20 protein-coding genes are annotated in these 21,336 nt (G+C 71.6%); 3 read left to right on the top strand and 17 right to left on the bottom strand.

All coding sequences use genetic code 11. The features are described from left to right. The 13 genes from lysS to DEO23_RS08530 form a co-directional block, all read right to left on the bottom strand. Positions 1-1,524, bottom strand: coding sequence for a lysine--tRNA ligase (gene lysS, locus DEO23_RS08590; RefSeq protein ID WP_109275537.1), 1,524 nt, complete (start codon positions 1,522-1,524; stop codon positions 1-3). Positions 1,525-1,572: 48 nt separating this feature from the next. Continuing rightward, positions 1,573-2,415 (bottom strand): pantoate--beta-alanine ligase, encoded by an 843-nt coding sequence (gene panC, locus DEO23_RS08585; protein WP_109275536.1) that lies wholly within the window; start codon positions 2,413-2,415, stop codon positions 1,573-1,575. 51 nt (positions 2,416-2,466) lie between these two features. After that, positions 2,467-3,384: a Rossmann-like and DUF2520 domain-containing protein gene (locus tag DEO23_RS08580; RefSeq protein WP_109275535.1), complete on the bottom strand. Its 918-nt coding sequence runs from the start codon at positions 3,382-3,384 to the stop codon at positions 2,467-2,469. Next, positions 3,381-5,057 carry a PH domain-containing protein gene (locus DEO23_RS08575; RefSeq protein ID WP_109275534.1) on the bottom strand — a complete coding sequence of 559 codons (1,677 nt, stop codon included), beginning with the start codon at positions 5,055-5,057 and terminating at the stop codon, positions 3,381-3,383. Before DEO23_RS08575 ends, DEO23_RS08580 begins: the two co-directional genes overlap by 4 nt. Continuing rightward, on the bottom strand, positions 5,054-5,557 hold the full coding sequence (locus DEO23_RS08570) for a PH domain-containing protein (RefSeq protein ID WP_109275533.1): 504 nt from the start codon (positions 5,555-5,557) through the stop codon (positions 5,054-5,056). Before DEO23_RS08570 ends, DEO23_RS08575 begins: the two co-directional genes overlap by 4 nt. Positions 5,558-5,718: 161 nt before the next feature. Continuing rightward, positions 5,719-6,228, bottom strand: a complete 510-nt coding sequence (locus DEO23_RS08565) for a DUF3180 domain-containing protein (RefSeq protein ID WP_109275532.1) — start codon at positions 6,226-6,228, stop codon at positions 5,719-5,721. Next, a complete protein-coding gene (gene folK / locus DEO23_RS08560) occupies positions 6,228-7,151 on the bottom strand; it encodes a 2-amino-4-hydroxy-6-hydroxymethyldihydropteridine diphosphokinase (protein WP_109275531.1) in 924 nt (307 codons plus the stop codon). The genes DEO23_RS08565 and folK overlap by 1 nt, the downstream gene beginning before the upstream one ends. Then, the gene (gene folP / locus DEO23_RS08555; protein WP_109275530.1) at positions 7,148-8,008 is read right to left on the bottom strand and encodes a dihydropteroate synthase; all 861 of its coding nucleotides are present in this window, start codon (positions 8,006-8,008) and stop codon (positions 7,148-7,150) included. The genes folK and folP overlap by 4 nt, the downstream gene beginning before the upstream one ends. A 5-nt stretch (positions 8,009-8,013) precedes the next feature. Continuing rightward, complete coding sequence (gene folE / locus DEO23_RS08550; protein ID WP_109275529.1) at positions 8,014-8,631, bottom strand: GTP cyclohydrolase I FolE; 618 nt, start codon at positions 8,629-8,631, stop codon at positions 8,014-8,016. Position 8,632: 1 nt separating this feature from the next. Continuing rightward, on the bottom strand, positions 8,633-10,696 hold the full coding sequence (ftsH, locus tag DEO23_RS08545; protein WP_109275528.1) for an ATP-dependent zinc metalloprotease FtsH: 2,064 nt from the start codon (positions 10,694-10,696) through the stop codon (positions 8,633-8,635). Position 10,697: 1 nt separating this feature from the next. Then, positions 10,698-11,249, bottom strand: coding sequence for a hypoxanthine phosphoribosyltransferase (gene hpt / locus DEO23_RS08540; protein ID WP_109275527.1), 552 nt, complete (start codon positions 11,247-11,249; stop codon positions 10,698-10,700). A 79-nt stretch (positions 11,250-11,328) separates the two neighbouring features. Next, complete coding sequence (tilS, locus tag DEO23_RS08535; RefSeq protein ID WP_109275526.1) at positions 11,329-12,408, bottom strand: tRNA lysidine(34) synthetase TilS; 1,080 nt, start codon at positions 12,406-12,408, stop codon at positions 11,329-11,331. A 33-nt stretch (positions 12,409-12,441) separates the two neighbouring features. Continuing rightward, on the bottom strand, positions 12,442-13,851 hold the full coding sequence (locus tag DEO23_RS08530) for a D-alanyl-D-alanine carboxypeptidase/D-alanyl-D-alanine-endopeptidase (RefSeq protein ID WP_109275525.1): 1,410 nt from the start codon (positions 13,849-13,851) through the stop codon (positions 12,442-12,444). 73 nt (positions 13,852-13,924) lie between these two features. Between DEO23_RS08530 and DEO23_RS08525 the strand changes: the two genes are divergently transcribed. Further along, entirely contained in the window at positions 13,925-14,437 is a 513-nt protein-coding gene (locus DEO23_RS08525; protein WP_109275524.1) for an inorganic diphosphatase, read from the top strand. A gap of 114 nt (positions 14,438-14,551) precedes the next feature. On the opposite strand, the gene DEO23_RS08520 is transcribed toward DEO23_RS08525, so the two are convergent. Beyond that, complete coding sequence (locus tag DEO23_RS08520) at positions 14,552-15,298, bottom strand: hypothetical protein (protein WP_109275523.1); 747 nt, start codon at positions 15,296-15,298, stop codon at positions 14,552-14,554. Positions 15,299-15,407: 109 nt separating this feature from the next. Beyond that, the gene (locus DEO23_RS08515; RefSeq protein WP_109275522.1) at positions 15,408-16,088 is read right to left on the bottom strand and encodes a peptide deformylase; all 681 of its coding nucleotides are present in this window, start codon (positions 16,086-16,088) and stop codon (positions 15,408-15,410) included. A 220-nt stretch (positions 16,089-16,308) separates the two neighbouring features. Here DEO23_RS08515 and DEO23_RS08510 point away from each other — a divergent pair, with 220 nt between their 5' ends. Beyond that, complete coding sequence (locus DEO23_RS08510) at positions 16,309-17,388, top strand: ABC transporter ATP-binding protein (RefSeq protein ID WP_109275521.1); 1,080 nt, start codon at positions 16,309-16,311, stop codon at positions 17,386-17,388. Positions 17,389-17,553: 165 nt separating this feature from the next. Beyond that, a complete protein-coding gene (locus tag DEO23_RS08505) occupies positions 17,554-18,795 on the top strand; it encodes a DUF4032 domain-containing protein (protein WP_109275676.1) in 1,242 nt (413 codons plus the stop codon). Positions 18,796-18,833: 38 nt separating this feature from the next. Here DEO23_RS08505 and rlmB read toward each other — a convergent pair whose 3' ends face one another. Together rlmB and cysS are read right to left on the bottom strand one after the other, a co-directional pair. Continuing rightward, positions 18,834-19,829 carry a 23S rRNA (guanosine(2251)-2'-O)-methyltransferase RlmB gene (rlmB, locus tag DEO23_RS08500; protein ID WP_109275520.1) on the bottom strand — a complete coding sequence of 332 codons (996 nt, stop codon included), beginning with the start codon at positions 19,827-19,829 and terminating at the stop codon, positions 18,834-18,836. Then, positions 19,829-21,271, bottom strand: coding sequence for a cysteine--tRNA ligase (gene cysS, locus DEO23_RS08495; RefSeq protein ID WP_109275519.1), 1,443 nt, complete (start codon positions 21,269-21,271; stop codon positions 19,829-19,831). Before cysS ends, rlmB begins: the two co-directional genes overlap by 1 nt. Between the last annotated feature and the right edge of the window lie 65 nt (positions 21,272-21,336).

Genomic DNA, 21,336 nt, shown 5'->3' with positions numbered 1-21,336 from the left:
TCAGGCCTCCGGCTTCACGAGGGGGAAGGTGATGGTCTCCCGGATCCCGAGTCCGGTGATCGCCATCAGCAGACGGTCGATCCCCATTCCCATGCCGCCCGTCGGCGGGAGCGCGTACTCCATCGCCTCGAGGAAGTCCTCGTCCAGGCGCATGGCCTCGTCGTCGCCCGCGGCGGCGAGCTGCGCCTGCTGCTCGAAGCGCTCGCGCTGGATCACGGGGTCCACGAGCTCCGAGTAGCCCGTGGCCAGCTCGAAGCCCCGCACGTAGAGATCCCACTTCTCGACGACTCCGGGGACGTCGCGGTGGGCGCGCACGAGCGGGCTCGTCTCGACGGGGAAATCGCGCACGAACGTGGGGGCGTGGAGGGAATCGCCGACGCGGTTCTCGAAGAGTTCCTCGACCAGCTTGCCGTGGCCGAACTTCGGGTGGTCCAGATCCAGATCGAGCGAGCGGGCGATGGCCCGCAGACGATCGACCGTCGTCTCCGGCGTGATCTCCTCGCCGAGGGATTCGGAGAGGGATCCGTAGATCGTGATGGATTCCCAGGAACCCGAGAGATCGTATTCGCTGCCGTCGTCGAGAGTGACGACCTGGGATCCGGTCGCCGCCTCGGCGGCCTCTTGGACGAGGGTGCGGGTGAGTTCGCCGATCGTGTCGTAGTCGCCGTAGGCCTGATAGGCCTCGAGCATCGCGAATTCCGGGGAATGCGTGGAATCGGCGCCTTCGTTGCGGAAGTTCCGGTTGATCTCGAACACGCGCTCCAGGCCGCCGACGGCCGCGCGCTTGAGGAAGAGCTCGGGGGCGATGCGCAGGAACAGATCCATGTCGAAGGCGTTCATGTGGGTCACGAACGGTCGCGCCGCCGCGCCGGAGGGGATCACCTGGAGCATCGGGGTCTCGATCTCCACGAAGTCACGGTCCGTGAAGGACTCGCGCAGGGAGCGCATCACCTCGGCGCGTCGGCGGACGGTGGTGCGGGCCTCCTCGCGCACGATCAGGTCGACGTAGCGGTGACGCACCCGCGACTCCTCGGAGAGGTCCGCGTGGAGCACCGGCAGGGGTCGCACGGCCTTCGCCGCCATCTGCCACTGGTCGGCGAACACGGAGAGCTCGCCGCGGCGGGAGGCGCCGACGCGTCCGCGGAAGAAGACGTGGTCGCCGAGGTCCACGTCGGCCTTGTAGGCGGCCAGGCGCTCCTCGCCGACCTCGGCGAGGCTCAGCATCACCTGCAGCCGCTCCCCCGCGCCGTCCTGCACGGTCGCGAAGCACAGCTTGCCGGTGTTGCGCTGGAACACGATGCGTCCCGCGATGCCGACCACGTCCTGCGTCTCCTGGCCGGCCTCGAGGTGGCCGTATTCGGCGCGGACCGCGGCGATGGTCGTGGTGACGGGAACGGAGACCGGGTAGGCCTCCTCCCCCCGCTCGATCAGCCGCTCGCGCTTGGCCTTGCGGACGGCGATCTGGTCGGAGGTGTCCAGGGCGTCCGGGGCGCGATGCTGATCGCTGGAGGGGTGAGAGTTCATGGGGGCGATTCTCGCATCATGGGGCTGTGCGTCCCAGGCCGGGTGCCCTCAGGGCCGTGTCGCCTCCACCACAGCGGCATCCAGCAGCCGCACCCCGTCGACGACGGCCGCGAGCATCACCAGTGCCTGCCCGCGATACCCGGTGGCGATCTCCTCGAAGGTCACGGGATCCACGGCGAGCGCATAGTCCCAGGCGACACCTGCGGACCCGGCGTCGCGAGCCCGCTCGAGAGCGGCGATGACGCCCGTGGTCGAAGGGGCGGCCTGCTCGACGTCCCGGATCGCGCGGGAGAGGGCGAGGGCGTCACGGCGCCCCTGCTCGCTCAGGCGCACGTTGCGGCTCGACCGCGCCAGCCCGGTCTCCTCGCGGGCGATCTCGACGGGGTCGATCCGCACCGGCAGTTCGAGGTCGCGCACGAGAGCCTGGATGATCGCGAGCTGCTGGGCGTCCTTGCGGCCGAACACCGCGACGTCCGGACGGGTCAGGGAGAGCAGCTTGGTGACCACGGTGACCACGCCGTCGAAGTGGCCCGGCCGGGAGGCGCCCTCGAACAGGGTCCCCAGGCGTCCCGAGCTCACGCCGACCGCGGGCGGCAGGACCGGGTACATCTCCTCGACGGAGGGGGCGAAGACGAGGTCGACGATGCCCTCGACCATCGCGACGTCGGCCGGGACGTCACGCGGATAGGTCTCGAGGTCCTTCGGGTCACCGAACTGGAGGGGATTGACGAAATCGGTGAGGATCACGCGGTCGGCGAGCTCCCGGGCGCGGGCGACGAGGGCCAGATGGCCCTCGTGCAGGGCGCCCATGGTCATCACCACCGCGACGCTCCCCGTCATCGCCGCGCGTGCCGTGCGCAGGGTGTCCTTGGTGGTCACCAGCTGGGTCATACGCGTCCTCTCAGCGTCCGCGGGGCCCGCGGGGTCCGGACCGGGTGCCGCTCATGCCTCGTCCGCCGCCTCGTCAGCGGGCCCCTGCGCCGCCCCGTCCGCGGGCCCCTGAAGGATCTCACGGATCGTCCGGTCCTCCTGCTCACCGAGACCCGCCCTCGCGAGCGCCGCCAGGGCCAGGGCGCGATAGGTCGAGCGGGTGTCGCCCGTGGCCCCGTCGGCCTCGGCGAGCGCCTCGAGGTGCGCGGTGACGGTGCCGGCATCACCGCGCGAGACGGGACCCGTCAACGCCTTGCGCCCGCGGCGGAGCGACTCCTCGAGGGCTGCCGTCAGCAGCGGGCGCAGGTAGACACCCGGATCCTCGATGCCGATGCTCGCGAGCAGTTCGCGTGCCTGGTCGACGAGCACCACCAGGTGGTTCGCCCCGTGCGAGAGTGCGGCGTGGTAGAGGGCGCGGTCCCCCTCGGCGAGGGTCACCGGCTCGCCCCCGATCTCGACCACGAGGGCCTGGGCGATCGGCAGGAACGACTCCCGTGCGGTGACCGCCACGGGGCAGCCCACCAGCCGCGGGAGATCCGCGGGCGTGCCCGTGAAGGTCATCGCCGGGTGCATCGCGAGGGCGATCCCGCCGGTGCGCTCGAGGGGCGCGAGGGAATCGATCCCGTGCAGCCCGGAGGTGTGCGCGAAGATCTGCCCGCCGGGGGCCAGGCCCGTGGCGGCGATGCCCGCGGCCAGCGGTGCGAGCTGATCGTCGGGGACGGCGAGGAGGACGAGTTCGCTGCGTTCGACGATCCGGTCGACCCCGAGCAGGGGGACGTCGGGGAGCATCTCAGCGGCACGCGCCCTCGACGCCTCGGACACGGCGTATGCGCCGGTGATCGCATGCCCCTCGGCGCGCAGGGCCGCTCCCAGGGCCGCTCCGACGCGCCCTGCGCCGATGATGCCGATCCCCAGGCGGGGTGCGCTCATGGTCTGCCTCCTGCATCGTGTGAATCGGCACGGTCCTGACGGGTCTCGGCTTCCGGCGCCCGATCACCAGCGGGTGCCGCACCGACCGATCCGCCCCGTTCCGTCGGTGACCCGGCACGGGGGGCGAGGGGTGGGACGGCCCAGCTCGCGCGGTCCCGGTAGCGGCGGCCACTGCCGGCGTCCTGGCGGAGCTCCCGCTCGATGTCGAGCAGGTCGGCGAGCGGGACACCGGCGAGTTCGGCGCTCGCGGCAGCCACCCCGACGCTCAGGGTGGCGCTGTCGGTCATCCGCCCGACCGGCCCCTGGGTGAGGGTGAGCCCCTGGATCCTCTCCCGCGGGATGATCTGGACGGTGGGCGCGATGATCCCCGAGCGCAGGACGAGCGCCCCGGGCAGCAGGAAGGCGCGGCGCGTCCGACGACCGATGACGAAGATGCGGTGGCGGGGACCGATGCCGCCGAGGTCGCGGGCCGGCACGCTCAGCAGACGTTCCAGCAGCTGCGGGTCGTCATCGGTGCCCAGCGGTGGCAGCAGGTGGCCGAGCGTGCGCCGGACCTCCTCCCGGGTGCCCACGGGGAGCACCTTGCTCGCATCCGAGGTGTCGTCGTCACCGAGTCCCGCGACGCTGACCCGGACGTCGCTCCATCCGGGGCGACGCCACAGCAGGGGTCTCCGCAGCCGCATCTCCTGCACGCGCCCGGCACCGAGGTTGTCGGTGCGGGTGGAGAACAGACCGCGGCGCATGCGGAGCCCGCGGTCGGTGTCGCGCGAGACGAACCCCCAGCCTCCCTCGATGCGGCGCAGCACGGCCTGTTGGATCGCGAGCAGCGCGGGCAGGACCACCGCGAGCAGACCGACGCCGACCCCGTCCGTGCGCCAGGCCACCACGACGGTGACGAGGATCCACAGCACGCCGGCGAGCAGGCCGAGCAGCCACCCGAGGTCGCGCAGCATCGCATGGAGGAGCCGGGTGGTGGGGATCCGCGCGATCAGGTCGCCCTCGGTCACGCCGTCCAGGACGACCTTCTCGAGATCACCCCGCAGGCCTCCTCGGGCGGCGCGGTCCGATGATCCCGGTGCCTCGGATCCTCCCGCCGCTGCGTCCGCAGCGGATGCGACCCGGCGCACCTTCCCCTGCCCGGCCACCGAGAGGATGCGGGTGCGGATCGCCTCGGCGTCGCGAGAGGTGACGTAGGCGAGGTCGAGGAAGGAGTCGGAGCCGCCGGCGAACTCGACCCGTACCTTCGCCAGGCCCAGCAGTCGGGGCACCGCGGGGCGCTGCACCGACACGGACTCGATGCGCTCCCGCGGAGCGGTGAGCCCGGTGCGGGTGACCAGCCCCGAGCGCCGCGTCACGCCGTCCTCGGAGATCTCGTAGGTGGTGCGCCACCAGGCCAGGGCGCTGAAGGCCACGGCGAGGACCAGGGCCACCGCGAGGGCGCCGACGCCCAGCAGTGCCCGGCGCACCGTGAACTCCTCGAGCAGCTGGGTGAGGTTCTGCGCGGCGATGACCGCGATCACCCCCGCGAAGATCTTCCATCCGGTCAGCAGTGGCGTGAGCGGATGGGTGCGCCGCGTCGTGGGAGCGAAGTCGTTGCGCCCGCCCGACCGGTCCGACCCGTCCGACCCGTCCGGTCCGTTCGCGGCCTCCTCGGGGCCCGCGGGGGCGTTCACAGCGACTGCATCCTCTCGATGCCGCGGCGGGTCAGCAGCTCCTTGAGCTGCTCGGCCTCCTCGCGGGTCAGCCCCGGGATGGTGCCGTCGGCGTCGTCGGACGCGGTCGAGTACGCCAGGCGCGCGATCCCGTACCGCCGCTCGACCGGGCCCTCGTGGATCTCCACGGACTGGACCCGCCCGTACGGGGTGGTGGTGACCGAGCGGAACATCAGGCCCTGCGCGAAGGTCAGGTCCTCCTCCCCCACCCGGTATCCCAGAGCGCGCACCCGCCGCGGCGTCAGCAGCAGACCCGGCAGGCACCACAGGATCGGCACCAGGGCGAGCAGGTGCATCCACCACCACCCCAGCCATGCTCCGAGGACCACGCATCCGATCGCGAGCAGCACCGAGAGCGCCCACCACGGGATCGAGGCGACGTAGCGGGCGGGCACGAGGCGTGGCGATACCGGGGTGAGACCCCGCCCTCCCAGCCGGGGCGGTCGTGTCGTGTCGTCCATGCGGACATCATCCCAGCCTGGCCGGTCCCGCACGGACCACGATGGGCAGAGGATCCCCCCGGACTTCCGTCGACGGGTGAGGGGAGAGCGTGCGACGTACGTCCACCCTCGGCCGCCCGGACGGATGGCCCGGGGCGCGATGAGGTGAACCCGGGGACGGGTCAGGAGGCGCTCGGGTGGGCGGCGCCCTCGCTGTCGCCGTCGTCCGGGGGCAGGGTGCCCCAGCGCTCGACGATCACGCCGAGCACGGCCAGGACGGCCCCACAGAGGGCGGCGAAGCCCGTGGGCAGCAGTGCGCCGACCGGGGAGCCGATACCGGAGAAGGCCAGGAACACGAACTGGCCCAGCTGGATCCCGCCGACGATCGTCCCCGTGTACGCGCAGGCCCGCGCGAGGACGACGATCCGGTACGCGGTGATCATGTCGATGTGGTGGCGACGCGGAGCGATGGTGGGCGTGTGCACCCGCTCCTCGCTCTCCTTCATGTAGCGCCGCAGGGGGATGCCGACGATCAGCAGCACGGCGGCGATCACGAGCAGCAGCAGCCCCGTGAACCAGCCGGTCACCGGGAACACCGCCCCGCGACCTGCGATGTACCGCGAGAGCACCACCCCGAACAGCGTCGCCAGGGCGCCGAGCAGGCCCAGCGTGGGCACGGAGACCGGGCGCATCAGGAGCCGAACCCGGGGACGTGGGGTCCGGGACGCACGCCGTCCCGGTCGGGCGCCGCCTCCAGCAGAGCGGCGATCGGCCCGTGTCCGGGCAGCATCGCCTCCGGGCGGGCGGCCTGCCAGGGGGCGAGCACGAAGGCGCGCTTCCGGGCGCGGGGATGGGGCAGGGTGAGCTCCTCGTCGTCCTGGACGAGATCCCCGTAGGTGATGACGTCGACGTCAAGGGTGCGCGGGCCCCAGCGGACCGCGCGCACGCGACGGGCGTCGCGCTCGAGGGCGTGGGCCAGCTCGAGCAGCTGCCAGGGGCCGCGGTCGCTGAGCACCCCGATCGTGGTGTTCAGGAAGGCCCCCTGGTCGACGCCGCCGACGGGATCGGTCTCGACGACGGGCCCGGTCCAGGCGACCTCGATCCCCTCGGCCGCGCGGAGCAGCTCGAGGGCGCGCGTCAGATGCTCCTCGCGGTCCCCGAGGTTGCTGCCGAGGGCGAGGACGGCGGGGACGGGTCCGGCGCGTCGACCGATGCGGACGCGCACGTCGCCGAAGGGGTGTGGGATCGGGGCCGAGGGCTTGTGGAGCATGACCTCGATCCGGCGCACCAGGATCTGCTCGGTGAGCACCCGCTCGGCGATCCGGGAGGCGAGGGTCTCGATGAGCTGATGGGGCCCGCCCTCGATCTCGGCCACGGCGGCGTCGGCGACCTGGGCGTAGTTCACGGTGCGTCCCAGGGCGTCGGTGCGGGCGGCGGGTGCGGTGTCGACCTCCATCGTCAGGTCCACGAGGAAGTCCTGGCCCTCACGGCGTTCGGTCTCCAGCACGCCGTGGTGGCCGCGGGCCCGCAGGCCGATCAGCTCGATCCGGTCCGTGGGCTCCGGCCGCAGGGCGGCGGCGAGCTCGCGCGGAAGGTCCTGCACGGAGATGCTCATCTCTCGCTCCGCTCGTAGCGGGCCTGGACCGTCAGGGCCGTGACGGAGGAGGCGACGTCGTGCACGCGCACCGCCCAGGCCCGCTGCCGGCCGCTGAGCTGGCTGACGGCGGCCGTTGCTGCGTCGACGTCTCCGCCCAACCTCGCGAGGAACCGTTTGCGGGAGGCACCGATCAGCACCGGCAGCCCGTGGGAGCGCAGCGCATCCCAGTCACCGAGGACCTCCCAGTTCTGCTCGCCGGTCTTGGAGAACCCCAGTCCGGGATCGGCCACCAGCCGACCGTTCTCCACGCCGGCTTCGCGCAGCGCGTCCAGGCGCTCGCCGAGCTCCCGGGCGACGTCGCGGGGGGCGTCCTGGTAGGTCGTGAGGTCGTTCATGACGTCGCTGTGGCCGCGCCAGTGCATCGCGATCACGACCGGCGGGCCTCCGAGACGGGTGCGGGAGGAGGCCATCACCCCGGGCATGCGCTCGTCGGCCGCACCTCCCGAGACGTCGTTGAGGATCAGGGCGCCGGCCTCCACCACGGCCTCGGCGACGGACGCGCGCATGGTGTCGACGCTGACCACGACATCCTCGGCGGCGAGAGCACGCACCACCGGCAGGACGCGACGCAGCTCCTCCTCCGCGTCCACGCGCTGGGCGCCGGGGCGCGTCGACTCGCCGCCCACGTCGATGATCGCCGCCCCCTCGGAGAGCATGCGGCGGGCGTGGTCGAGGGCGGCCGCCGGGTCGTCGTGCCGGCCGCCGTCGGAGAAGGAGTCGGGGGTGACGTTCAGGATGCCCATCACCACGGTGGTGTCCCGCTCGAGGGACTCCGGGAGCCCTTCGGGCCGCAGCAGCTCCGCGCGCGTGCGCATCGGCCTCAGCCCCTCATGATCAGGGACATCGCCTCGGAGCGGGTGGTGCCCTTGCGCAGGATCCCGCGGACGGCGGAGGTCACGGTCTGCGCACCCTCGGCGCGCACCCCGCGCATGGACATGCACATGTGCTCGGCCTCGAGCACGACGATGGCGCCCGCCGCCTGCAGCTCCTCCATGAGGGCGTCGGCGATCTGGCTGGTGATCCGCTCCTGGACCTGCGGGCGCCGCGCGTAGACGTGCACGAGGCGGGCGATCTTGCTGAGTCCCGTGACGCCCAGCGCCCCGGGGATGTAGCCCACGTGGGCGGTGCCGAAGAAGGGCAGCAGATGGTGCTCGCACATCGAGTGGAAGCGGATGTCGCGCACGAGCACGAGCTCCTGGTGCTCGATGTCGCCGAAGGTCACCGCGAGCGGCTCGTGGGCGTCCATCCCCAGGCCCTCGAAGACCTCCTCGTACATCCGCGCGACCCGACCGGGGGTCTGCACGAGCCCGTCGCGGTCGGGGTCCTCCCCGATCGCGGCGAGGATCTCGCGCACGGCGGCCTCGACCCTCGGGCCGTCGATCAGCGGTGATGCGTCACCGGTGGTCGACGGCCCGTTCGAGGTCGCCTCGTCGGTCATCTCAGGCACCGTGCGACGAGTCGTCGGTCCGGTCCGTGCCGCCGCCGGGGTGACCGGGGATCTGCGGACCGTCGCCACCCGGGGAGGGCAGCTCGGGCGGTCCGGGGGTGAGCGGCTCGCCGGCGTCGCCGTGCTCCTCGCTCGCGTCGAGGGGCTCGCCGCCCACGAGCGGCGCGGTGAACACGGGGCGGGTGTCCGAGGACTGCCACACGTCCCGCGACGGGCGCTTGACGACGTCCTCGAAGACGGCGGCGAGCTGGTGCTCGTTCAGCGTCTCCTTCTCGAGCAGCTCGAGCACCAGTCGATCCAGCACGTGGCGGTTCTCGGAGATCACGGCCCAGGCCTCGGTGAGCGCGTCGTCGAGCAGACGACGCACCTCCTCGTCGATCAGCTGCGCCGTCTCGTCCGAGACCTGCACCTCGCCGCCCTGCTGCATGCCGACGAAGACCTCGTCCTGGCCGCTGCCGTAGAACACCTGGCCGACCTTCGCGCTCATGCCCAGCTGGGTGACCATGGTGCGGGCGATCTTGGTGGCGTTCTGCAGGTCCGAGCTGGGCCCGGTGGTGACGTCGTGGAAGATGCCCTCCTCGACGGCGTAGCCGCCGAGCGCGTAGGAGAGGCGGTCCAGCAGCTCGTTGCGGGACTGGTAGTTGCGGTCCTGGGTGGGCACGACCATCGTGTAGCCGCCGGCCTGGCCGCGCGGCAGGATCGTCACCTTGTTGACCGGTGCCGAGTAGTTCAGCGCCGCCGCCACCAGCGCGTGACCGCCCTCGTGGTACGCGGTCATCTGTCGCTCGCGGTCGCTCATCACCTTGGAGTAGCGCTGCGGGCCCATCGAGACGCGGTCGATGGCCTCGTCCAGCGCCCGGGAATCGATGATCTGGTTGTTCGAGCGTGCGGTCAGCAGCGCCGCCTCGTTGAGCACGTTCGCGAGGTCCGCGCCGGACATGCCGATGGTGCGCCGCGCGACGATCTCGAGGTCGACGTCCTCCGCGAGCGGCTTGCCCTGCGCGTGGACGCCCAGGATGTGCAGACGGCCCTTGAGGTCCGGCAGGCCCACCGCGACCTGGCGGTCGAAGCGGCCCGGGCGCAGCAGCGCAGGGTCCAGGATGTCCACGCGGTTGGTGGCCGCGATGAGGATGACGTTCTGGTTCTCGTCGAAGCCGTCCATCTCGACGAGCATCTGGTTCAGCGTCTGCTCGCGCTCGTCGTGACCGCCGCCCATGCCGGCGCCGCGATGGCGGCCGACGGCGTCGATCTCGTCGATGAAGATGATCGCTGGGGCGTTCTCCTTGGCGGTGGAGAACAGGTCGCGCACGCGGCTCGCGCCGACACCCACGAACATCTCCACGAAGTCCGAGCCGGAGATCGAGTAGAAGGGCACGTTCGCCTCGCCGGCGACGGCCTTGGCGATCAGGGTCTTGCCGGTGCCGGGAGGCCCGTAGAGCAGGACGCCCTTGGGGATCTTCGCACCGACGGCGTGGTACTTCTCCGGGGAGACCAGGAACTGCTTGATCTCGTCGAGCTCCTCGACGGCCTCGTCGGCGCCGGCGACGTCGCCGAAGGTGACCTTGGGGGCCTCCTTGTTGAACAGCTTGGCCTTGGACTTGCCGAACTGCATGGCCCGGCCGCCGCCGCCCTGGGCGTTCATGATCAGGAACCAGAAGGCGCCCAGCAGCAGGAGCATCGGCAGGAAGGAGATCAGCAGGCTCGACCACACGGAGCTGGTGGCCACCTCGTCGGTGAAGCCCTTGTCCGGGTCGGACTTCTGGACCGCGTCGACGACGGAGTCACCGCGCGCGGTGACGTAGGAGAAGTAGACCTTCTTGCCCTTGTCGCCGTAGTCCTCGGTCAGCACCAGGTCGACCCGCTGCTGGTTGCCGTCGATGATCTTCGCCTGCTCGACCTTGCCCTGGTCCAGCAGCTGCAGTCCCTGCTCGGTGTCGACCTGCTGGTAGCTGTCGCGCCCCAGGAACGTGAACGCGAGGACGCCCAGCAGCAGGGCGACCGCGATCCAGATCGCGATCGACGCGCCGGGGCGCTTCTTCTTGGTGGTGCTTGCCATCTCAGTCCTCGTACACGGAGCGCTTCAGGACGCCCACGTAGGGAAGGTTCCGGTAGGACTCGTCGTAGTCCAGGCCGTAACCGATCACGAATTCGTTGGGGATGTCGAAGCCGACGTACTTGACGTCGATCTCGACGCGCGCAGCGTCGGGCTTGCGCAGCAGCGTGGCGACGTCCACGCTCTTGGGGCCGCGGGAGCGGAGGTTCGCCAGCAGCCACTTCAGGGTGAGACCGGAGTCGATGATGTCCTCGACGATCAGCACCCGGCGGTCGGAGATGTCGGCACCGAGGTCCTTGAGGATCCGCACCACGCCCGAGGACTTGGTCCCCGAGCCGTAGGAGGAGACGGCCATCCAGTCCATGTCGACGTCGAGGTCGATCTTGCGGGAGAGGTCGGCCATCACGAAGGCGGCGCCCTTGAGGACCCCCACCAGCAGCGGCGGGTCGTCCGCGTAGTCCTCGGTGATGCGGCTGCCCATCTCGCGCAGTCGCTCCTGGATGGCCCGCTCATCGAGCAGGACGCGCTGGACGTCCTGATGGGGGGTGGTGGACACGCGGTCTCCTCCGTGGGTCGGGTGCGGGTCGTCCTCGCGTGCACGGCTCCGGGCGCCGGCGGTCGCATCCTCCCGGGTCTCAGGCGGATCTCCAGACCAGCAGCCCGTCGCGACGAGCGACCTCGATCCTACCCGGAAGAGGCACGGCTGACTGACCGTGCCATGAGACGACGAGGGAGTCGACGGCCAGCACCTGGCGGCGCATCAGGGACTTGTCCGACGGGGCTCCGCCGCGATCCTCGGCCAGACGTGACGCATCACGCAGCACGCGCGTGCGCAGCGGGGCAGCCAGAGGGGCGAGGGCATGCACGTCCAGGGCGAGCAGGTCCCCGTCCTGATCCCGGCGGGAACCGTCCCTCTCGAGGCCGGGGATGAGCTCGGCGGCCTCCGCGTCGAGCATCTCGGAGTCCGGGCGCACCAGGGCCGCGGTGCGGGCGAGGTTGCTCGTGATCTGCTCCCCCAGCTCCTCCCGCAGCATCGGCAGCACCCGGTGGCGCACGCGCGAGCGCAGCATGGCGGTGTCCGCGTTCATCGGGTCGTCCCACCACTCGAGGTCGTGCAGCCGGCAGATCTCCTCGGTGTCCGGGCGCGAGATGGCGGTGTCCTCCTGACGGCCGTCCCCCAGGAAGGGACGCAGCAGGGGGCCGCGGGTGGGCGGCATCCCTGCCAGCGCCCGGGGACCGGCTCCCCGGGCGAGCGCCATCAGCACCTGCTCGGCCTGGTCGTCGAGGGTGTGGCCGAGCAGGAGGGCGAGGGCGCCGCGCCCGTCGAGGAGGTGCTCGAAGGCCTCGTGGCGGGCCGAGCGGGCGGCGTTCTCCAGCCCGCCGGACGCGGCCGTGTCCACGTCGACCCTGATCACGTGGACGGCGCTCGCCCCGAGTCGTTCGGCGCTCGCGCGGGCACGTTCGGCGACCTGGGAGGAGTCCTCCTGCAGGCCGTGGTCGATGATCACGGCCTCCGTCTCCAACCCCATCCGGCCCCCGACCCAGCAGGTGGTGGCGAGCAGCGCGAGCGAGTCCGCCCCGCCGCTGAGGCCCACCAGGATCCGGGCTGCGAGACCCCCGGCGGCGGTGTCGTCCGCGAGCAGGGCGAGGCGCTCGAGCAGAGCCGCACGCACCGCGGCACGGGCGCGGGCGACCACGCGGGGCGGACCGGGCATGGGGTTACCTCCTCGGGGCGGCGGTGTGCGGGGTCAGGACGCGCGGACGAGCTCGGCGGCGACGTCGTCGGAGGCGGCCTTGGCCTCGTCCGCGTCGGCGCCGTCGAAACCGTGGACGACGATGTCGAAGGCGACCGTGCGCCCGTCCGGCAGCACGGTCACACCGGCCAGGGCCGAGGTCCCCGCGAGGTACCCGGTCTTGCCGCGCACCACACCGCGTGCCCAGGCGGCGTCCTCGTGCCCGAAGCGGTCGGCGAGGGTGCCGCTGAGCCCGGCGACCGGGACGTCGTACAGCAGGGGCTCGAGCTGCGGCGCCCCACCGGAGGAGACCTCGCCGAGGATCGCGCTGAGCATCCGCGGGGGGACGCGGTCCTGTGTCGACAGTCCGCTGCCGTCACGGACGACGAGGGCGTCGAGGTCCTCGGCCGGGACGCCGACCTCCTTCCCGAGAGCCCTCACCTCGGCGCCGACGGCCTTCGCGGCGTTCTCCGGGGTGGCCTCCATGCCCTGTGAGCGGGCGACCAGGTGGGCCATCAGCTCGGCGAGCGTGTTGTCAGAGGTCTCCAGGGCGTGCTGGAGGATCTCGCGCAACGGTGCGGAGCGGGTGATGGCCTCCTGGACATCGCCTCCGACCTGCGGGGCCCGGCCCGGACGGACATCCCCGGAGATCTTCACCCCGTGCTTCTCGAGGCGCGCGGCGAACTCCTCTGCCGCGTCCTTCTCGGGGTCCGCGGACTTCTTGCCGTACTGCTCGCCGTCCAGCCAGCCCTCGTCGACGGCGAGCGCGGCCGTGGGGGTGACCCATCCGCCCTCGCGCCCGTTGTCACCCCAGGCCGGGTTGTCCCCTCCTGGCAGGGCGCTGGTGTCCAGCCGCAGGTCCACCGTCGTGACGTCGTTCGTCCGTGCGAGCTCCGCGGCATCCTTCGCGAGCGCGTCCAGACGCTTCGGGGTGAGGGTCATGTCTCCCTCGCCCACCAGGGTCAGCGTGCTGCCCTCGAGGACGGCGCGCGTGCGCAGGCGCGAGTCGCCGTCGACACTGCGCAGCAGGGCGGAGGCGGTCAGCAGCTTCAGGGTCGATGCCGGCGGACGCGGGGTGTCGGCATCCCGCTGGGCGATCACCTCGCCCGAATCCGCGTCCACCACCGAGTAGGCGAGTCCTCCGGCGATCACCGGGTCCTTCGCGTGCCCGGCCAGCCGGTTGCTCAGGGAGTCGTCGGCGGCGTCCGTGGCCGAGGTCGCAGGGGTCGGGACGACCGCGCGGGCGTCCTCGCGCTCGTAGTCCTCTCCCTGCGCGCGGGGACCGGCCGGCTGCTCGGTGGAGTCCTGCCGGAGGGTGAGCACGCCGGGGAACGCATCGGTGAGGTCCCCCACGGCATAGAAGCTCACGGGCACGGCCGCACACAGCGTGATGGCGATCGCGCGCCAGACCTTCTCTGTCCGCATGTCTCCACGATATAGAGTGTCAGGACCATTGACCGCGCCCTCAGGGCACGAGCATCGCAACGGAGCCGCACACGTGGAGTTCGACGTCACGATCGAGATCCCGCGAGGGAATCGCAACAAGTACGAGGTGGACCACCACAACGGGCGCATCCGGCTGGACCGGATGCTGTTCACGGCCACCCGCTACCCGGACGACTACGGGTTCATCGAGGGCACGCTGGGTGAGGACGAGGACCCGCTGGACTGCCTGGTCCTGCTCGAGGAGCCGACGTTCCCGGGCTGCCTGATCCGCTGCCGCGCGCTGGGCATGTTCCGCATGCGCGACGAGTCCGGCGGCGACGACAAGATCATCGCCGTCCCGGTGGGCGATCAGCGCCAGGTGCGCCGCCAGGAGCTGACCGACGTCTCGGAGTTCCACCGCCTGGAGATCCAGCACTTCTTCGAGGTCTACAAGGACCTCGAGCCCGGCAAGAGCGTCGAGGGGGCCCACTGGGAGGGCCGCAGCGACGCGGAGGCCGAGATCCGCCGCTCCTACGAGCGCGCCAAGGGCACCGAGCACGAGAACGAGTTCACGGTCGAGGTCTGACCCCGGGGCCGCCCGCGGGCGGCCGTGGACGAGAGTCGGGCGCATCCCGGCGCCAGGATCCAGGATCCTCGCGTCGGGATGCGCCCGATTCGTCTGTGGCGGCGTGGCCCGGGATCAGGACCCGAGCTGGGCGCGGTCCCCGCTCGCGCCCGAACCGAGGTCGTCGACGTGCGAGAAGATCTCCCGCTCCGCCTTGAGGATGCCGCGGGCCACGAGCCGGTTGCCCACTCCCCCGACCACGGCGCCCACGCCGAAGGGGATCAGGCGTCCGGCCCAGACGCCGCCCATGCGCGCGGCGATCTTGCGTCGGATCCAGCGCTTGATCTGCTTGTTGACGGTGGAGACGACGAAGTCCGGGGCGACGCCGTTGAGCACGGCACCCCACTGCAGTCCCTGTCGGCCCATGGCCTTGGAGACCAGCTCCTCGCCCTTCTCGCCGCCCAGGACGCCGAGGACGACCATCTTCCGGCTGCCCTGGTCCCCCATGTCGACGCCCCGCACCTTGGCGACCGCGAGCATGAGGAAGGCGCAGGCCTCGGCGAAGGCCGCGCCCTCACCGGAGGTCATCGCGATCGCAGCGGCCGTCCCCACACCGGGGAGGGCGGCGGCACCGCCCACGCCCGCACCGGAGACCGTGAGCAGGCGCAGGAACTGCTTCTCGACGTGCTCGACGAGCTGGTCGTCGGAGTACTCCGGGTGCTTGCCGCGCAGCGAGGCCACGTACTTGTCGGCCACCGGCCGCTGGATCCTCAGGGCATGGTCGACGAGCCCGAGCACCCTCTCGTCGGGGGCCTGGACACCTCCGGTGCCCGTGCCGTCCTTCGCGGCGTCCTTGTCGTTCTTCGCGTCCTTGCTCGCCACGATCGACTCCCCTTCCGCTGGACTGCACCTCCGGGTGTTCCCGGGGCCGTGCCTCACCCTAGCGTCGCCGTCCGTGCGGAGCATGTGGACGGCGGCTGCGGCCGACGGCTCAGCGCAGGACGACCTCGCCGGGCGCGAGCTGCGTGATCGGTCCGCTCAGCCCCAGCCCCTCGATCGCCTCGGAGAGATCGGCCCACCGCGCGGCGTACCGCGAGTCGACGAGGGAGCGCGGGACGCACAGGTCGTGGCAGAGGATGCCGTCGAGGTGGTCGGTCTCGTGCTGGAGGATCCGGGCCGGCCAGCCCGAATGCTCCTCGTCGACCTCCACGAGCGTCCCGTCCTCCTGCAGCAGACTGCCGCGGAAGGCGATCCGGCGCGCTCGGGGGACGATCGAGCTGAGCCCGTCGACGGAGAGGCAGCCCTCGTGGGCGAAGACGGTCTCGCTGCTGACTGCCCGGTAGGAGGGGTCGAGCACCGTGCGCAGGGAGAAGGGCACGCGCTCGAGCAGGTCGTCCTCGGGGTCCCGGTCGGCCGCGGCGATCCTGTCTTCCGCCACGAACAGGCGCAGCGGCACCCCGATCTGGGGAGCGGCCAGACCCACGCCGGGCGCATCGCGCATGGTCACCACCATCGCCTGCACGAGAGCGCGCAGGAGCTCCGGCTCGAGGCGTCCGCGGGCCTCGCGCATGGGCCCGCGCAGGGCGGGATGGCCCGCCTGGACGATGCGCAGCGGCTCGTCGTCGCGGGAGCGGCGGGACAGCAGGCGCTGGACGTACTCGGTGAGATCCATCGGTCCAGTATCGCTGCCCGGGCGGATCCGCAGCGGCCCCGACCGCCACGCCGGACACCCCGCCGGGGCGTTGTCCGGAGCACCCTGAGATCTGGGATACACTTCCGATCGCCGGTGCGATGTTGCCCACATGCCTTCGAGGCGGTGCACTGCTGCATCGGCACTCATGACACTTCACAACGGATCGTCCGGCACGTACCTGCCGGTGGAGGGAATCACCATGGCTACAGTCACGTTCGACCACGCGAGCCGCGTCTACCCGGGCCAGGAGCGCCCGGCGGTGGACGGCCTCGACATCGCGATCGAGGATGGTGAGTTCCTCGTCCTGGTGGGCCCCTCGGGCTGCGGGAAGTCGACCTCCCTGCGCATGCTGGCCGGTCTCGAGGAGATCGACGCGGGTCGCATCCTGATCGGCGAGCGCGACGTCACCGACGTCCCGCCGAAGGATCGCGACATCGCGATGGTGTTCCAGAACTACGCGCTGTACCCGCACATGACGGTCGCCGACAACATGGGCTTCGCCCTGAAGATCGCCGGCACCCCGAAGGCCGAGATCCGCAAGCGCGTCGAGGAGGCCGCCAAGATCCTCGACCTCGAGCAGTACCTGGACCGCAAGCCGAAGGCGCTCTCCGGTGGTCAGCGTCAGCGTGTGGCCATGGGCCGCGCGATCGTGCGTTCCCCGCAGGTGTTCCTCATGGACGAGCCGCTGTCGAACCTCGACGCGAAGCTGCGTGTGTCCACCCGTACCCAGATCGCCTCGCTGCAGCGTCGTCTCGGCGTCACCACCGTGTACGTGACGCACGACCAGACCGAGGCCATGACGATGGGTGACCGCGTCGCGGTGCTCAACGGCGGCGTGCTGCAGCAGATCGATTCCCCGCGTCGCATGTACGACCACCCGAACAACGTGTTCGTCGCGGGCTTCATCGGCTCCCCGGCGATGAACCTGGTCGAGCAGAAGCTCACCGACCAGGGCGTCCAGTTCGGTGCGGTCACCGTGCCCGTGGACCGCGCGACCCTCTCGGACACCGACGAGACCTCGGTGACCGTGGGCGTGCGTCCGGAGGACCTGGATCTCGCCGAGAACGGCCTCGCCGTGGAGGTCGACGTGGTCGAGGAGCTGGGTGCGGACGCCTACGTCTACGGCCGCCTGGCCGGCTCCGACGAGAACGCCAAGCCGATCATCGCGCGCGTGGACGGCCGCAAGCCCCCGATGAAGGGCGAGACCGTGCACTTCCAGCCCAAGGAGGGCCACGTGCACCTGTTCGACGTCAAGAGCGGCGCGCGCCTGGGCGACTGAGCCCCGGCCGGCAGCTGACACGATCGGCCGCGGCGGGTCCCGAGGGGGCCTGCCGCGGCCGATCTGTGTCGGGGGCGGCCGCTGCGCGACCCCGCGGGCAGCCTGCGACCTGTGCGTCCCTCGTCCCCGTGCGCGAGGATCCGTCGGCAGGGCAGAATGGACCGCATGGCATCCCTGGAGATCACGGCGTCACGCCCCGACCCCGCGCTCCTCGACCTGCCCTGGGAGAAGCCCCTCGAGGACTGGCCCGAGTCCATCCTGGCCGCCCTCCCCCGCGGCATCTCCCGCCACGTGGTGCGCTTCGTGCGTGTCTCCGGGAGGGTGCTCGCCCTGAAGGAGATCAACCGCGACCTCGCCCAGCGCGAGTACGACATGCTGCGCGTGCTGCGGAAGATCGGCATCCCTGCGGTGGAGCCCTTCGCGGTGATCAGCGGGCGCGCGGACACGGCCGGTGAGCCGATGGACGCCATCCTGATCACGCGTCATCTGCAGTTCTCCCTGCCCTACCGCGCGGTGTTCTCGCAGATCTCCCACGAGGACACGGCCCGGCGTCTGCTGGACGCGCTGGCCGTGCTGCTGGTGCGTCTGCACCTCGAGGGCTTCTTCTGGGGCGACGTCTCGCTGTCCAACACCCTGTTCCGCCGCGATGCGGGAGCGTTCGCGGCCTACCTCGTGGACGTCGAGACGGGCACCCTGCACGAGAGCCTGACCGACGGGCAGCGCGCCTACGACCTCGACCTGGCACGCACCAACATCATCGGTGAGCTGATGGACCTGCAGGCCGGCGAGCTGATCGACGAGGACTCCGACCCCGTGGACGTCGGCGACCAGCTGCTCGCCCGCTACGACGAGCTGTGGTCGGCGCTCACCGAGCGCGAGAGCTTCGCGGCCGACGAGCGCTGGCGGGTCTCGGCGCGCATCGAGCGGCTCAACAAGCTGGGCTTCGACGTCGGCGAGCTCGAGCTGACCACCGACCTGGACGGCACCACCGTCTCCATCCAGCCCAAGGTCGTGGATGCGGGGCACCACGCCCGGCGTCTGATGCGGCTGACGGGGATCGACGCGCAGGAGAACCAGGCACGCCGGCTCCTGAACGACCTCGACCAGTACGGGGCGATCACCGACCAGCAGGCCGAGGAGGAGGAGTTCGTGGCCCATGAGTGGCAGCAGGAGCACTACGAGCCGATCGTCCGCGCGATCCCCCGCACCATGCGCTCGAAGCTGCAGCCCCCGGAGTTCTTCCACGAGGTCCTCGAGCACAAGTGGTACCTCAGCGAGAAGCAGGGCCGGGACGTCCCGATGAGCGAGGCCGTGGCCGACTACGTCGAGACCGTCCTGCCCCACCGGCCGGATGAGAAGTCCCTGGTGACCACCGAGACCTCAGCCCTGCCGATCGTCGAGAGCTGATCCCGGGCCGACCGGAGGGGCCGAGTGCTCGGGTCGCCTCAGGCCAGCCCCGTGCCTCCCCGGACCCCCGCGATCTCGTAGAGGGCGATCGCCGCGGCGACGGAGGCGTTCAGCGACTCGGTGTCCCGACCCATCGGGATGGAGACGACCTGGTCGCAGGTCTCGCGCGCCAGACGCGAGAGCCCCTTGCCCTCCGCGCCGACCACCAGCACCACGGGCTCGGTGCCGAGGGAGCGGTCCTGCGAGGCGAGATCGCGGGTGGAGACGTCGCCGTCGGCGTCCAGGCCCAGGGCGAACACACCCTTGGTCTTGAGGTCCGCCAGGCTGCGGTTGAGGTTCGTGACCTGTGCGACGCGCACGCGGCCGGCGGCGCCGGCGGCGACCTTCCAGACGCTCGCGGTCATCGAGACGCTGCGACGCTCCGGGAGGATCACCCCGTGGACGCCGAAGGCGCCGGCGCTGCGCAGGATCGCTCCGAGGTTGCGCGGATCGGTGATCCCGTCCAGGGCGATCAGCAGCGGCGGCTCGAAGGAGTCGTGGGCGATGTCCAGCAGCTCGTCGACGCTCGCGTACTCGTAGGGCGGGATCGTCAGGGCGACGCCCTGGTGCACCGCGTGATCGGTGATCCGGTCCAGGTCGGTGCGGGTGGCCTCGGCGATCGGCAGGCCCTGGGCGGTGGCCAGGCGCAGGATCTCGCGGACCCGCTCGTCGGTCTCGATGCGCTGCAGGATGGTCAGCGAGGTCGCGGGGATCCTCTCCTGGAGCGCCTCGAGAACGGCATTGCGTCCGGCGACCTGGTTCTCGGCCGAGGACGCAGGCCCGCGGCCCTTGCGGCCACCGGCGCCCCCGCGCCCGGATCCGCCGCTGCCGGATCCCCCGGAGCCGCCCTGGTAGTTCTTGTGGCCGGGGCGGTCCGTGGCCTTGGGCGTGGGGCCCTTGCCCTCCAGGCCGCGACGGCGCACGCCGCCGGAGCCGACGGACGCGCCCTTCTTGGAGCGGCGGGTGGCACCGCGCCGCGAGCTGTTGCCTGCCATCAGGAGTCCTTCCGATCTCGGGGTGCGAGGCTCCAACGGGCGCCCTCGGCGCCGTCCTCGACCCGGATGCCTGCGTTCTCGAGCGCGTCGCGGATCGCGTCGGCCCGTTGGTAGTCCTTGGCCGAGCGGGCCTCGGCGCGCTCGGCGAGTCTGTCCTTCACCAGGGCGTCGAGAGCGGCGTGCGCGTCGTCGCCGGCGCCCGCGTTCTCCTCCCAGCTGACGGGGTCCAGCCCCATCACGTCGAGCATGGCGCGCAGCTCGGCGAGCAGTCGGCGGATCTCCTCGTCGTCGCGGCTGCCCGCTGCCAGGGCCGTGTTCAGCGCACCCTGTGTGCGGTGGATCGAGGCCATCGCCTCGGGGACCGAGAGGTCGTCGTCCATCGCCTCGACGAAGGCCTCCGGCAGCTCCACGGCGCGCAGGTCCTGCGCGAGCACGTCCTGCTCTCCGAGCTGTTCCCGCGCGCGGCCCACGGTCGCCGCGAAGCGCTCCCAGACCACCTCGGCCTCGCGCAGCGAGGTCTCGTTGTACTCACTGGTGGCGCGGTAGTGGGAGCCCAGCAACGCGAGCCGGACGGCCGGGGCGGGGTGGGCGGCCAGCGCGTCCTCGCCGGTGACGAAGTTGTCCAGGCTCTTGCCCATCTTCATGCCGTCCACGGTGAGCACGCCGACGTGCATCCACGTGCGCGCGAAGCCGTGACCGGCGCCGTGGGACTGTGCCTGCTCGTTCTCGTGGTGGGGGAAGCGCAGGTCCAGGCCGCCGGCGTGGATGTCGAAGGTCTCCCCGAGGTAGCGGTGAGCCATCGTGGAGCACTCGAGATGCCAGCCCGGTCGGCCGCGTCCGAAGGGCGTGTCCCAGGCGGCGGTCGCCGGCTCAGAGGGCTTGGCGGCCTTCCAGAGCGCGAAGTCGCGGGGGTCGCGCTTGCCCGGCTCGGGCTCCTCCCCCGCGTCCTGCATGTCCTCGAGGGCCTGGTGGGTCAGGGAGCCGTAGTCCTCGAGGCTGTGGACGTCGAAGTAGACGCTGCCCTCGCCGTCGGCGTAGGCGTGGCCGCGCTCGATCAGGCGCTCCATGAAGGCGATCATCTCGGTGACGTGACCGGTCGCCCGCGGCTCGTAGTCCGGGGTGCGGCAGCCCAGGTCGTCGAGGATCTCGTGGAACTCGCGCTCGAAGCGGTAGGACCAGGCCCACCACGGCACGTCGTTCTCGGCCGACTTCGCGAGGATCTTGTCCTCGATGTCGGTCACGTTGCGCACGTAGGTGACCGCGTACCCGCTGCGCTCGAGCCAGCGGACCAGCACGTCGACGGCGAGGAAGGTGCGCAGGTGCCCGATGTGGGGCGCCCCCTGCGTCGTCGGACCGCAGGCGTACAGCGACACCGCGCCCTCTCGCACGGGGCGGAAGGGCGCGGTGTCGCGTGTGGCGGTGTCGAAGAGGTTCAGGCTCACGGCACCAGGGTACGTGGCTCGGGACGCTGCGCGCGCCGCCGGGCGAGATGCATCTCCTGGTCTGC

This window comes from Brachybacterium endophyticum, from assembly GCF_003130585.1.
GTDB classification, from domain to species: Bacteria; Actinomycetota; Actinomycetes; order Actinomycetales; family Dermabacteraceae; genus Brachybacterium; species Brachybacterium endophyticum.
This window is presented reverse-complemented; position numbering and strand designations above follow the sequence as displayed.

Coding starts and splice junctions, on each gene's coding strand:
- DEO23_RS08505 (WP_109275676.1), top strand. CDS start 17,554: ATGGCATCCCTGGAGATCACGGCGTCACGCCCCGACCCCGCGCTCCTC.
- DEO23_RS08530 (WP_109275525.1), bottom strand. CDS start 13,851: ATGCGGACAGAGAAGGTCTGGCGCGCGATCGCCATCACGCTGTGTGCG.
- DEO23_RS08570 (WP_109275533.1), bottom strand. CDS start 5,557: ATGGACGACACGACACGACCGCCCCGGCTGGGAGGGCGGGGTCTCACC.
- tilS (WP_109275526.1), bottom strand. CDS start 12,408: ATGCCCGGTCCGCCCCGCGTGGTCGCCCGCGCCCGTGCCGCGGTGCGT.
- ftsH (WP_109275528.1), bottom strand. CDS start 10,696: ATGGCAAGCACCACCAAGAAGAAGCGCCCCGGCGCGTCGATCGCGATC.
- DEO23_RS08580 (WP_109275535.1), bottom strand. CDS start 3,384: ATGAGCGCACCCCGCCTGGGGATCGGCATCATCGGCGCAGGGCGCGTC.
- folE (WP_109275529.1), bottom strand. CDS start 8,631: ATGACCGACGAGGCGACCTCGAACGGGCCGTCGACCACCGGTGACGCA.
- DEO23_RS08515 (WP_109275522.1), bottom strand. CDS start 16,088: ATGGATCTCACCGAGTACGTCCAGCGCCTGCTGTCCCGCCGCTCCCGC.
- folP (WP_109275530.1), bottom strand. CDS start 8,008: ATGCGCACGCGCGCGGAGCTGCTGCGGCCCGAAGGGCTCCCGGAGTCC.
- DEO23_RS08565 (WP_109275532.1), bottom strand. CDS start 6,228: ATGCGCCCGGTCTCCGTGCCCACGCTGGGCCTGCTCGGCGCCCTGGCG.
- DEO23_RS08510 (WP_109275521.1), top strand. CDS start 16,309: ATGGCTACAGTCACGTTCGACCACGCGAGCCGCGTCTACCCGGGCCAG.
- panC (WP_109275536.1), bottom strand. CDS start 2,415: ATGACCCAGCTGGTGACCACCAAGGACACCCTGCGCACGGCACGCGCG.
- lysS (WP_109275537.1), bottom strand. CDS start 1,524: ATGAACTCTCACCCCTCCAGCGATCAGCATCGCGCCCCGGACGCCCTG.
- rlmB (WP_109275520.1), bottom strand. CDS start 19,829: ATGGCAGGCAACAGCTCGCGGCGCGGTGCCACCCGCCGCTCCAAGAAG.
- folK (WP_109275531.1), bottom strand. CDS start 7,151: ATGAGCATCTCCGTGCAGGACCTTCCGCGCGAGCTCGCCGCCGCCCTG.